This window comes from Nostocoides japonicum T1-X7, from assembly GCF_001046855.1.
In the GTDB taxonomy this organism is placed as follows: Bacteria; Actinomycetota; Actinomycetes; order Actinomycetales; family Dermatophilaceae; genus Nostocoides; species Nostocoides japonicum.
This window is the reverse complement of sequence record NZ_HF570958.1, coordinates 5,043,030-5,054,274: the sequence shown is the minus strand read 5'-3', so window position 1 is coordinate 5,054,274 and position 11,245 is coordinate 5,043,030. Positions and strand designations below refer to the sequence as shown.

Annotated in this window: 12 protein-coding genes; 1 reads left to right on the top strand and 11 read right to left on the bottom strand. The window is 71.3% G+C overall.

Translation table 11 applies throughout. The features are described from left to right. Positions 1 to 202 precede the first annotated feature (202 nt). From BN12_RS22800 to BN12_RS24155, 6 genes are all read right to left on the bottom strand, one after another. Positions 203 to 1,489 carry an adenylosuccinate synthase gene (locus BN12_RS22800; protein ID WP_048555782.1) on the bottom strand — a complete coding sequence of 429 codons (1,287 nt, stop codon included), beginning with the start codon at positions 1,487 to 1,489 and terminating at the stop codon, positions 203 to 205. A 68-nt stretch (positions 1,490 to 1,557) separates the two neighbouring features. After that, on the bottom strand, positions 1,558 to 2,382 hold the full coding sequence (locus tag BN12_RS22795) for a helix-turn-helix domain-containing protein (protein WP_048555781.1): 825 nt from the start codon (positions 2,380 to 2,382) through the stop codon (positions 1,558 to 1,560). Between the two features lie 479 nt (positions 2,383 to 2,861). Then, positions 2,862 to 3,269 carry a DUF3151 domain-containing protein gene (locus BN12_RS22790; protein WP_083454886.1) on the bottom strand — a complete coding sequence of 136 codons (408 nt, stop codon included), beginning with the start codon at positions 3,267 to 3,269 and terminating at the stop codon, positions 2,862 to 2,864. Next, complete coding sequence (fbaA, locus tag BN12_RS22785) at positions 3,269 to 4,297, bottom strand: class II fructose-bisphosphate aldolase (RefSeq protein WP_048555780.1); 1,029 nt, start codon at positions 4,295 to 4,297, stop codon at positions 3,269 to 3,271. Before fbaA ends, BN12_RS22790 begins: the two co-directional genes overlap by 1 nt. A 220-nt stretch (positions 4,298 to 4,517) precedes the next feature. Then, on the bottom strand, positions 4,518 to 4,850 hold the full coding sequence (locus BN12_RS22780) for a hypothetical protein (protein ID WP_048555779.1): 333 nt from the start codon (positions 4,848 to 4,850) through the stop codon (positions 4,518 to 4,520). Between the two features lie 154 nt (positions 4,851 to 5,004). After that, positions 5,005 to 5,811 carry a TrmH family RNA methyltransferase gene (locus BN12_RS24155; protein WP_235432512.1) on the bottom strand — a complete coding sequence of 269 codons (807 nt, stop codon included), beginning with the start codon at positions 5,809 to 5,811 and terminating at the stop codon, positions 5,005 to 5,007. 370 nt (positions 5,812 to 6,181) lie between these two features. Between BN12_RS24155 and BN12_RS22770 the strand changes: the two genes are divergently transcribed. After that, positions 6,182 to 6,847 carry a DedA family protein gene (locus tag BN12_RS22770; protein WP_327152691.1) on the top strand — a complete coding sequence of 222 codons (666 nt, stop codon included), beginning with the start codon at positions 6,182 to 6,184 and terminating at the stop codon, positions 6,845 to 6,847. Between the two features lie 208 nt (positions 6,848 to 7,055). On the opposite strand, the gene BN12_RS22765 is transcribed toward BN12_RS22770, so the two are convergent. From BN12_RS22765 to BN12_RS26430, 5 genes are all read right to left on the bottom strand, one after another. Further along, positions 7,056 to 7,688 (bottom strand): response regulator, encoded by a 633-nt coding sequence (locus BN12_RS22765; RefSeq protein WP_048555777.1) that lies wholly within the window; start codon positions 7,686 to 7,688, stop codon positions 7,056 to 7,058. A 70-nt stretch (positions 7,689 to 7,758) separates the two neighbouring features. Further along, the gene (locus BN12_RS22760) at positions 7,759 to 8,970 is read right to left on the bottom strand and encodes a sensor histidine kinase (protein WP_157635649.1); all 1,212 of its coding nucleotides are present in this window, start codon (positions 8,968 to 8,970) and stop codon (positions 7,759 to 7,761) included. A 22-nt stretch (positions 8,971 to 8,992) separates the two neighbouring features. After that, positions 8,993 to 9,814, bottom strand: coding sequence for an ABC transporter permease (locus tag BN12_RS22755; RefSeq protein ID WP_048555775.1), 822 nt, complete (start codon positions 9,812 to 9,814; stop codon positions 8,993 to 8,995). Next, complete coding sequence (locus BN12_RS22750) at positions 9,811 to 10,830, bottom strand: ABC transporter ATP-binding protein (RefSeq protein WP_083454885.1); 1,020 nt, start codon at positions 10,828 to 10,830, stop codon at positions 9,811 to 9,813. Before BN12_RS22750 ends, BN12_RS22755 begins: the two co-directional genes overlap by 4 nt. Positions 10,831 to 11,013: 183 nt before the next feature. Then, positions 11,014 to 11,245, bottom strand: a 232-nt coding sequence (locus BN12_RS26430; protein WP_235432511.1) for a hypothetical protein, incomplete at its 5' end; no start/stop codon positions are given.

The window sequence follows — 11,245 nt, the reverse complement described above, 5'->3', positions numbered from 1 at the left end:
CCAGGTGGTGCACAGACCCCGATCGGATGCCAGACCGCCACCAGCCTGCACACGGCCTGGTGCACAGACCCCGATCGGGTGGCAGACCGCCACCAGCCGGGTGCAGGCCAGGTGGTGCACAGGCCCCGATCGGGTGGCAGACCGCCACCGGGGGGCAGCTCGGTGGGTGTCGGGGTGGAGCGGCCGACGCGAGTGACCGGGCTCAGCCGAGGAGCGGGTGGCGCTCGATGATGGCGTCCCGCTCGGGGCCCACGCCGATCGCGGACACCCGCGCCCCCACGAGCTCCTCGACCCGCTCGATGTAGGCCTGGGCGTTGGCCGGCAGCTCCGCGAACCTCCGGCACCCGCTGATGTCCTCCCACCAGCCGTCGAGGTGCTCGTAGATCGGCACGGCGTGGTGGAAGTCGGTCTGGTTCACCGGCATCTCCTCGTGCCGCACCCCGTCGACCTCGTAGGCCACGCACACCGGGACCCGTTCGATGCCGGTGAGCACGTCGAGCTTGGTGACGACGAAGTCGGTGACGCCGTTGATCCGCGTGGCGTACCGCCCGACCACGGTGTCGAGCCAGCCGCAGCGCCGTGGCCGGCCGGTCGTCGTGCCGTACTCGGCGCCCGACTTGCGCAGCAGCTCGCCCATGTCATCGTGCAGCTCGGTGGGGAACGGTCCCTCCCCGACACGGGTGCTGTAGGCCTTGAGGACCGCGATGACGCGGGACACGCGGGTCGGCGGAATGCCGGAGCCCGTGCACGCGCCGCCCGCCGTCGCGCTCGAGGACGTGACGAACGGGTACGTGCCGTGGTCGACGTCGAGGAGGGTCGCCTGACCGGCCTCGAGGAGCACGTTCGACCCGGCGTCGAGGGCCTTCTCGAGGACGAGGGAGGTGTCGGCGACCATGGGCCGCAACCGCCCGGCATACGAGAGGAGCTCCTCGACGACCGCATCGGCATCGACGGCGCGCCGGTTGTAGATCTTGGCGAGGATCTGGTTCTTCACGGCGAGGGCCGCCTCGACCTTCTGCCGGAGGATGCCCTCGTCGAAGAGGTCCTGGACGCGGATGCCGGTGCGGCTCATCTTGTCCGCGTAGGTCGGCCCGATGCCCCGGCCCGTCGTCCCGATGCGCCGGGCCCCGAGGAACCGCTCCGTCACCTTGTCGAGGGTCCGGTTGTAGGAGGCGATGAGGTGGGCGTTCGCGCTGACGAGGAGCCGGGAGGTGTCGACGCCCCGGGCCTCGAGGCCGTCGATCTCGGCGAAGAGGACCTCGAGGTCGATGACGACGCCGTTGCCGATGATGGGTATGCACGACGGCGTGAGGATGCCCGACGGCAGCAGGTGGAGGGCATACTTCTCCGCGCCGATGACGACGGTATGCCCCGCGTTGTTGCCGCCGTTGAACTTGACGACGTAGTCGACGTCCGACCCCATGAGGTCGGTCGCCTTGCCCTTGCCCTCGTCACCCCACTGGGCTCCGACCAGCACGATCGCCGGCATCCCGACCTCCTCCACTGCGACACGCGGAGAGGACCCGAGCGTCGGGCCGGGTCCTCGCCCGGGTAACCCTAGCGTGCGCGGCCCCGGACCTGGACCGTCGTCCGGCGGCGGGGACCGACGCGGCCCGCCGCGGTGACGGCGGCGCCGAGCTGGAACCGGGTGTCGACGCCGTGGATCTCCATGAGGCGCGCGACCCGCCGGCGCACGGTGCGCAGCCCCCACCCGAGGTAGCGGGCGATGGCCTCGTCCTTCATCCCGAGCGCGAGGAGTTGGATGAGATGCTCGTCCTCGCCCTGGTCTCGGGGGACGACAGGGACGGCCGTCCCGTATGCGAGGTCGAACAGGGCGGCGAACGCGGCGACGATCATCGGGTTGCGGATGAGGACGTAGCCGGAGGAGGTGTCCTTCCACTCGGAGGTCGCGACGACGGCATGCGACCCGAAGACGGCGAACTCGCCCGGGACGGTCGTCGCGATGCGCTGCTCCTCGCCGACCGCCGCCCAGGAGTCCATCCAGCGGCGCCCGGAGGCGGTCGCGGCGACCTGCGCGTCGTAGAGGGCCCGCTGGACGAACCCCTCGGCCACCCGCTCCTGGAGGTCGCGGACCATCGCCTCGTCGGTGCCCGGTCCCTCCTCGACGGTGAGGATGCTCGTCCGGACGAGCCCTTCGCTGAAGTCGAGCAGTCGCTCGGTCTGCTCCGCCGCGAACTCCAGGGGCAGCGGCTCGGCCGCGTCGGTCCGGGACTCGTCGTCGACGATCGCGCGGAGGCGCAGGACGGCCGCGCGCATCTCGATGAAGTCGTTGCGTCGCTGCTCGAGGTCGGCCATCTGGGCGTCGAGCGCCGCCGACAGGACGTCGAGCGGTCGCTCCACCCGGTCCGGATCGCGTGCCACGTGTCCTCCTCACCGGTCCTCGCCGCCGCATCGACCGCGTCTCGCTCGCCGGCGCCCGCCCCTGCCCGACCACCACGAGGTGGACGGCGACGGCGGACCAGGTCGCGGCATACCACGGCGCGAATACTGGCATGTTAGTGCCATTGGCAGTGAAGAGCCGTCCACAGCGCGTAGCCCGGGAGATGATGGTCATGCCGACCCGAACGTTGCAGGGGACTGAACGGGTTGGCCGGTCGGCGCTTCGAGCGCCGGGCTCCTGGCAGGGGGCTCCTCGGCGGAGGTCCAGTGCCCCACTCATCGGGGCAGCGGACCTCCGCCGAACCCTTTCTCCGGGGCATGCGTTCCGGCGGAGGCCTTCCGGCGACCCCGCGGAAGTGGCGCTCAGGCCCCGATCGGGTGCCAGATGGCCAGTCGGCCGGCTGGGTCGGTCGTCGTCGGCGCGGTGCTGGATCGGGCGCGGTGCTGCAGCAGGCGCGGAGCTAGAGCCCGAGGGCGATGGCCGCCTCGGTGGAGGAGGCCCGGAGGAACTCGGTGCACCGGTCGCGTTCGTCGTCCTCACCGATCGCCTCGGCCGCCCGCGCCAAGGCGGCGAGGGCGCGGAGGAACCCGCGGTTCGGCTCGTGCGACCACGGCACGGGCCCCTGACCGCGCCACCCGGACCGCCGCAGCGCGTCGAGGCCACGGTGGTAGCCGGTCCGGGCGTAGGCATACGACTCGACATCCGCCCCACGCTCGAAGGCGTCCTCGGCGAGGAGCGCCCAGGCGAGCGACGATGCCGGGTATGCCGCGGCGACGCCTGCGAGGTCGCCGCCACCCTCGCCGCCGAGCGCGTCGGCGGCGGGGTCGGGCGGCAGGAGGGTCTCCGGTATGCCGAGCAGATCCGGCATCAGGCGTGTGTGCCGGCCGAGCGGAGGTTCTCGCAGGCCTCGACGACCCGACGGGCCATCCCGGCCTCGGCCTCCTTGCCCCACGCGCGCGGGTCGTACTGCTTCTTGTTGCCGACCTCGCCGTCGACCTTGAGGACGCCGTCGTAGTTGCGCAGCATCCAGTCGGCGACCGGGCGGGTGAAGGCGTACTGGGTGTCGGTGTCGACGTTCATCTTGACGACGCCGTAGTCGACGGCGGCGGAGATCTCCTCCGGCAGCGATCCCGACCCGCCGTGGAAGACGAGATGGAAGGGCTTGGACCCCTCGGGAAGGCCGAACTCGGCCGACACCGCGTCCTGCGCGGCCTTGAGCACCTCCGGGCGCAGCTTGACGTTGCCCGGCTTGTACACGCCGTGGACGTTGCCGAAGGTGAGCGCCGTCATGTAGTAGCCGTTCTCGCCGAGGCCGAGCTTCTTCGCGGTGGCGATGGCGTCCTCGGGGGTCGAGTAGAGCTTCTCGTCGATGGCCCCGACGACACCGTCCTCCTCGCCGCCGACGACGCCGACCTCGATCTCGAGGATGACCTGCGCGGCGTGACAGGCCGCGAGCAGCTCCTCGGCGATGTCGAGGTTCTCCCCGAGCGGCACCGCGGAGCCGTCCCACATGTGCGACTGGAAGATCGGCAGCCCTCCGGCGTTGACCCGCTCGGCGCTCCTCGCGAGGAGCGGCCGGACGAACCCGTCGAGCTTGTCCTTGGGGCAGTGGTCGGTGTGGAGGGCGATGTTGACGGGGTAGCTCTTCGCGACCTCCTCGGCGTATGCCGCGAGCGCGAGCGAGCCGGTCACCATGTCCTTGATCGTCGACCCGGACGCGTACTCGGCGCCCCCCGTCGAGACCTGGATGATCCCGTCCGAGCCGGCCTCGGCGAAGCCGCGGATCGCCGCGGTCACCGTCTGGCTCGAGGTGATGTTGATGGCCGGGTAGGCGAACGAGCCGTTCTTGGCCCGGTCGAGCATGTCGGCGTAGACCTCGGGGGTGGCGATGGGCATCGAGCGCTCCTTGCTGGACGACGAGACGGAACCGGTGCTGGCACCGATCCTGCCACCTGTGCGGCCTCCCGAGGGATTCGGTCCGGCGCCGGCGCCCGAGGCGTCCACGTGCACCACCAACTCCGGTCGAGTGCGTGTGTCGTCCCCTCACCGTCCCCTGCCGAGCCGCGTGTCGACCACTGCCGGTCGATCGGCGTGGCGGGCCCCTGCCCGAGCGGCGTCACTCCACCCAGCGGGGCCCGCGGATGACCCGCCAGAGGTACCAGGCGATGACGACGCCGAACACGAGGAGCCCGAAGGCGCCGACGAGGGGCGGCGGGTAGAAGACGGTGTACAGCGCGTAACCGAGGGTGAACGACAGCGGAAGGGTGAGGAGCAGGAGCGGTAGGGGCACCCACGCGGGGGTGTCGAGGCTCCCCCGGGTCAGCAGGAAGGCGCTCAGCAGAAGCCACGACGCGACGACGAGCGCGAGATAGACGCCGGCGACCCGCACCGCCACGTGCCCGCGTGCCCACTTGTCCGGGGTCGTGACGTCGTCCCAGAGCCGGCTCACCCTGCAGACCCTAACGTCCGCAGCCCCGCCCACCCCGCTTCTCCGTCGGCCGAGCGCGCGGCCCGCATCCCCCAGCCGACTGCACCCCTCGCACGTGCCGAGTTGTTGTCGTCCGTCGCTCCGAACGACGACAACAACTCGGCACGTGCGGAGGTCAGCGGGGGGGCTGCCCGAAGACGTGCCGCCGCACCCAGGCGTGCATGGCGACGGCCGCGGCTGCGCCCGCGTTGATCGACCGCGTCGAGCCGTACTGGCCGATGGCGAGGACCACGTCGCACGCGTCGAGCATCGCCGCGGAGATCCCCGGGCCCTCCTGCCCGAAGACGAGGACGCACTCCCGCGGAAGGTCGTAGGTCTCCAGGGCCACCGCGCCCGGCACGTTGTCGATGCCGATGAGCGGTATGCCACGTCCGGACGGCGCACCACGTCCGAGCGGTGCATCACGCCCGGGCGGTGCATCACGTCCGCGCAGTGCACCACGCCCCAGCGGTGCACCACGCCCGGGCGGTGCATCACGCCCGAGCGATGCGTCTCGTTCCAGCGGTATGCCGCGCCCGACCGATGTGTCTCGTCCGCCACCGGCCGTGCCCGCCCATGCGACGAGGTCCGCGACATCGGCATGGTGGTACTCGTGCTGGTAGCGGTCGGTGACCATCGCGCCCCGCCGGTTCCACCGGCGCCGTCCGACGATGTGGAAGGCCGCCGCGTTGAAGGCGTTCGCCGTGCGGATGACCGATCCGATGTTCGCGTCGTGGACCCAGTTCTCGACGGCCACGTGGAACGGGTGTCGCCGCCCGTCGAGGTCGGCGACGATCGCCTCCTGACGCCAGTAGCGGTACCCGTCGACGACGTTGCGGCGGTCGCCGTCCCGGAGCAAATGCGGGTCGAGACGCGCGTCGTCGGGCCACGGGCCTTCCCACGGGCCGACCCCGATCTTGGCGGTGCCGGGCTCCCCATCCACGGGCCCCACTCTCGCACTACCCGCACGGGTGGTGCGTCACCACCCGTGGAGGGGATCTTGGCGTCATCGGGGGACGTTTCCTCCTGAAACGCCCACGCCGCCGCAGCACCTCTGCCTAGCATGGCAATCGCCGCCGACGCCCGACCGGTCAGGGAGGGCCGGGCGATCTGAAAGTCCAGGATCCGTGCGACGTTGCGCCGATGGCGGGGTCGACGCAACGCGGCACGGATCAGGTGCCGGCGCCAGGCCGTCCGCGCACCTGGCGGGTCCTGTCCATGGGGGAATGGGCGAGATCCGCCAGGTGCCCGGACGCAGCCGACCGCTCAGGCGGCACACAGGAACGGGCCAGCACATTGCATACCCTTGAGCGGTGATCCACACCCTGGGACCCGACTGGCTCCATCCCGCCACCCTCCTCAACGACTACGGGATGTGGGTGGCGGTGGTCGTCGTCTTCATCGAGTGCGGACTCCTCTTCCCCATCCTGCCCGGCGACTCCCTGCTCTTCACGATCGGCGTGTTCATCGCCAACGGCACGCTGCACCTCAACCTGTTCCTCGCCTGCCTCATCCTCACGGTCGCCGCGTTCGCCGGCAACGTCGTCGGCTACGAGATCGGGCGGGCGATCGGGCCCCCGATCTACCGGCGGAACGGCCGGTTCCTCCGGCAGGAGTACTTCGACAAGACGCACGACTTCTTCGACAAGTACGGCAACAAGGCGCTCGTCCTCGGCCGGTTCGTCCCCATCGTGCGGACCTTCATCACCCTCGTCGCGGGCGTCGGCCGGATGGACCGGACCCGGTTCCTCACGTGGAGCGCGCTCGGCGCCCTGCTGTGGGCGAGCGGCGTGACGATCCTCGGCTACTTCCTCGGGAACATCGCGATCATCCGCGACAACATCGAGGCGGCGCTCGTCCTCATCGTCCTCGTCTCGGTCCTGCCGATGGCCGTCGAGTACCTTCGGCACCGGCGGCGGGCGATCGCGGCCACCGCCGCCCTCGACGAGGCGAGCGACGAGCGCGACCCTCGCCCCTGAGGTCCGCGTCCCCGGGGGCCCACGTCCCCGCGGGCCCACGTCGCTGGGTCGCTTCCGGCGCCGCTGGTGCACAGACCCCGATCGGGTGGCAGACCGCCACGGCTCGGGGGCGCCGCTGGTGCACAGACCCCGATCGGGTGGCAGACCGCCACGGCTCGGGGGCGCCGCTGGTGCACAGACCCCGATCGGGTGGCAGACCGCCAGAGGGTCACCCGGGCAGGTCGATGAGTCCTCGACGGTATGCCTCGGTGACGGCGGCCGTGCGGTCGGTCACCCCGAGCTTCTGAAAGGCTCGCAGGAGATGGGTCTTGACCGTCGCCTCGCCGATGAACAGCTCGGCGCCGATCTCGGCGTTCGAGAGCCCCCGCGCGACGAGCCCCACGACCTCGACCTCGCGGGCCGTGAGATCCACCGGCGCCGGTGCGCGGAGCCGTTCGGCGAGGCGGGCGGCGACCGTCGGTGCGAGCACCGTCTCGCCGCGGGAGGCCCGGCGGATGGCGTCCGCGAGGTGCTCCGGGGGAGCGTCCTTGAGAAGGTAGCCGCGCGCCCCGGCCTCGACGGCCCGGACGATGTCGGCGTCCGTGTCGTACGTCGTGAGGACGAGGACCTCCGGCGCGTCGGGCTGGGCGCGGAGCCGGGCCGTCGCCTCGGTGCCGTCCATGACAGGCATCCGCAGGTCCATGAGGACGACGTCGGGCCGGACCCGCGGGACGACGGCGAGACACTCGGCGCCGTTGGCGGCCTCGCCGACGACCTCGAAGTCCTCGGCCTCCGAGAGCATCGCGACCATCCCGGCCCGGACGACGGGATGGTCGTCGACGACGAGGAGCCGGACCGTCATCGGAACACCACCACCCGAACCGCCGTACCACGCCCCGGCGCGGAGGTCACGACGACGAGGAGCCGGACCATCATCGGGGCACCTCCACCCGCACCGCCGTGCCACGCCCCGGCGCGGAGGTGACCTCGGCGGCTCCGCCGATGTCGGCCGCACGGGACCGCACGCCGTCGAGGCCGAACCCTCCGGTGCCGGCGTCCGTGGCATACCCGATCCCGTCGTCACGGACGGTGAGGACCACCCGGGCCGGATCGGCATACGAGACGACGACCCGCGCAGACCGGGCCCGCGCGTGGCGGCGGACGTTCGACAGGGCCTCCTGGGCGGTCCGCAGAAGGACGACCTCGGTGCTGCCGGGAAGGCGAACCGGCTCGCCGGCGACGTCGAGGGCGGCCCGGACGCCGGACTCGGCCGAGACCGCACCGACGAGCCGGTCGAGGGCCTCGACCAGTGTGCGCGACTGGAGGTGGCCTGGGGTCAGCTCGGCGACGATGAGACGGGCCTCGCTGAGGTTGTCGGCGGCCGTCGCCTCGAGGAGCGCGAGGCGGTCACGCGCGGTCGCCACGTCGCCGCGCGCGAGGGCCGCGTCGACGGCGCGCGACAGGGTGACGACCGAGGTGAAGCCCTGGGCGAGGGTGTCGTGGATCTCCCGGGAGAGCCGGTCCCGTTCCTCGTGAACACCCCGGTCGCGCTCGGCCGCCGCGAGCTGTGCCTGGGTGTCGTGCAGCTCGTCGATCGCCGTGGCTCGGGCCTCGGCCTCGTGGACGAGCCGCACGATGAACAGGCCGAGGATGATCGACAGCGCCCACGACAGGAACGTCCCGATGAGGATGCCGGGCAGCGCCGAGGGGTCCCAGTCGGTCTGCCACATCCGGATCACCATCAACGCGACGCTGACGACCGTCGTGAACCAGATCGCGACGGTGACCCGCGACATCGCCCAGGTGTGCGGGAAGAGGACGAAGCACATGATCCACGAGATCCCCACCGTGTCCACCGAGATGGCGAGCAGCAGGAGGACCCAGGCGAGGACGAGATAGGCAACGGTCCGCGGCTCTTCGGGCCGGGCGAACCCGTAACGGCCGGCCACGGCATACGCGACGACGATCCCGGCGAGGCACGCGAGGATGATCGCCGTCCTCGCGACGGACATGCCGGCGACGAGGATGCCGACGGCGGTCACCCCGACGAGGAGCCCGAGGATGATGTGCCACCACCGCAGCTGTGAGATCCACATGCGGTCCAGCTCCTCGGTGGAGCGCACCCGCGCCGGTGTCGTGTCCATGGTGTCGATCATCGCGCCTCGCTCACGTCGTGCCGCGCTTGAACCAGCGGAAGGTCCGCAGGCAGACGACGAGCCCGCCGATGAACCAGAGGAGGAGGACGACGGCGGTCCGGCCGTGCTCCCAGGCGCCCGCCGATTCCAGCGACGCGAAGTCGTCCGGCAGGAACACCGACCGCATGCCCTGCGCGACCCACTTGAGGGGGAAGACCGCGGCGACCTGCTGGAGCCACGTGGGGATCTGGCTGTACGGGAAGTAGACGCCCGAGATGAACTGCAGGAGCAGGACCGGGCCGATGACGACGGCACCCGCGGAGCGGGCCGACGCGACGGAGGAGAACGCGATGCCGAGCACCGTTCCGCCGGCCACGCCGAGGAGCAGCACCCATGCGAAGGTGAGCCAGTGCTCGGCGTCCTGCGGCAGCGGCACGCCGAACGCGAGCCGGGCCACCGCGAGGAGGACGAGCGTCTGGGTCGCCGAGGTGACGACGACGAGCCCTACCTTGCCGAGGAAGAACGACGACGGTGGCATCGGTGTGCTCCGCAGCCGCTTGAGGAGCCCGTCGTCACGTTCCATCGCGACCGAGAGGGCCGTCGACTGGAAGCTCGTGAGGATGACACCCGAGGCCACCATCGCGGGGAGGAAGTAGCGGGCCGCGGACACGCCCGCCTCGTCGCCCCCGGCTGCGAAGCTGTCGCCGAAGACGACGGAGAAGAGCGCGAGGAGGACGATGGGCAGGAGGAAGGTGAAGAACACCGCCTCCTTCTCCCGCGTGAACATCCGCAGCTCCAGGCCGGTCCGGTTCGCGCCGAGGCGGATCGTGTGGGCGGTCGGGTTCGTCGTCATCGCGTCACTCCGTTCGTCGCTCTTCCAGGCTCGGTATGCCGTGTGCTCCCGCCCGAGGGCCTGCCTGCGGTGACCTGCAGGTCGTCGCGCTGCATCCCTTCGCCCTTGACCCCCTCGACATCGTCGCCGACCACGACGTGCGGGGCGATGAGCGAGAGGTAGGTGTCCTCGAGCGAGGGGCGGGTGACGGTCAGCTCGGGGACCTCTCCGTCGGCCGTCGCCAGGCGCGCCGTGAGGTCCGCGACGGCCCGGGTGGGACGCGCGGTGACGAAGGAGTGCCGCCGGCCGCCCTCCTCCCAGGTCACCGTGGCGTCCTGGCCGGCGCGACCGCCGAGGTTCTCCGGGGTGTCGAGGGCGAGCAGACGTCCGGCCGCGACGACGCCGACCCGGTCAGCGAGATGCTCGGCCTCGTCGAGATAGTGCGTCGTGAGGAGGATGGTCGTCCCGTCGTGGCGCAGGCTCGCGATGAGTCCCCAGAAGTCACGCCGGGCCTTCGGGTCGAAGCCCGTCGTCGGCTCGTCGAGGAAGAGGAGCTCGGGCCGCCCGATGATCCCGAGCGCCACGTCGAGCCGGCGCCGCTGCCCCCCGGACAGACCGGCGATGCGCTGGTCCGCCTTCTCCTCGAGGCCGACGGCGGCGATGACCTCTTCGACCGGTCGGGGCCGCGAGTAGGCCAGGGCCGTGCTCGAGAGGGCTTCCCGGGGAGTGAGCAGGTCGAGACCACCACTGCCCTGGAGGACGATGCCGATCCGGTCGAGCCACTCCGCGCGGGAGGCTCGTCCCCGCCGACCCCGCGGGTTGCTGACGACGCCCGGGTCCTCGCCGAGAACCCGGACGTCGCCGGCGTCCCGCTGACGGAAGCCTTCGAGGATCTCGACCGTCGTCGTCTTGCCGGCCCCGTTGGGTCCGAGGAGGGCGAAGCACTCGCCCTCCCCGATCACCAGGTCGAGCCCGTCGACCGCGCGCTTGTCCCCGTAGCGCTTGGACAGTCCCTCGATCACGATGGCTTTCGTCATGTCCACCACTGTGCGCGACGACGCGTGGAGCCTGGGACCGGCGGACGGTGGACAGGCCGTCCACCGAACGGTGGACTCCGGGCAGCCGGTGGAGGCATCCGGTGACGGTCTGCTGGTGCTCAGATACCTCCACTCCCGCAACCCCCTCACCGGTCGAGGTATCCGGCAACCATCCGGCGGTGCTCACATACCTCCACTCCCAGAGCCCCCACGCCGCTCGAGGTATCCGGCAACCATCCGGCGGTGCTCAGATACCTCCACCCCCGCAACCCCACGCCGGTCGAGGTACCTGGTGACAGTCTGCTGGTGCTCAGATACCTCCACTCCCGCAAACCCCTCACCGGTCGAGGTACCTGGTGACGCTCTGGTGGTGCTCAGATACCTCCACCCCCGCAACCCCACGCCGGTCGAGGTA

Coding starts and splice junctions, on each gene's coding strand:
- BN12_RS22800 (WP_048555782.1), bottom strand. CDS start 1,489: ATGCCGGCGATCGTGCTGGTCGGAGCCCAGTGGGGTGACGAGGGCAAG.
- BN12_RS22790 (WP_083454886.1), bottom strand. CDS start 3,269: ATGCCGGATCTGCTCGGCATACCGGAGACCCTCCTGCCGCCCGACCCC.
- fbaA (WP_048555780.1), bottom strand. CDS start 4,297: ATGCCCATCGCCACCCCCGAGGTCTACGCCGACATGCTCGACCGGGCC.
- BN12_RS22765 (WP_048555777.1), bottom strand. CDS start 7,688: ATGACGGTCCGGCTCCTCGTCGTCGACGACCATCCCGTCGTCCGGGCC.
- BN12_RS22760 (WP_157635649.1), bottom strand. CDS start 8,970: ATGGACACGACACCGGCGCGGGTGCGCTCCACCGAGGAGCTGGACCGC.
- BN12_RS22755 (WP_048555775.1), bottom strand. CDS start 9,814: ATGACGACGAACCCGACCGCCCACACGATCCGCCTCGGCGCGAACCGG.
- BN12_RS22750 (WP_083454885.1), bottom strand. CDS start 10,830: ATGACGAAAGCCATCGTGATCGAGGGACTGTCCAAGCGCTACGGGGAC.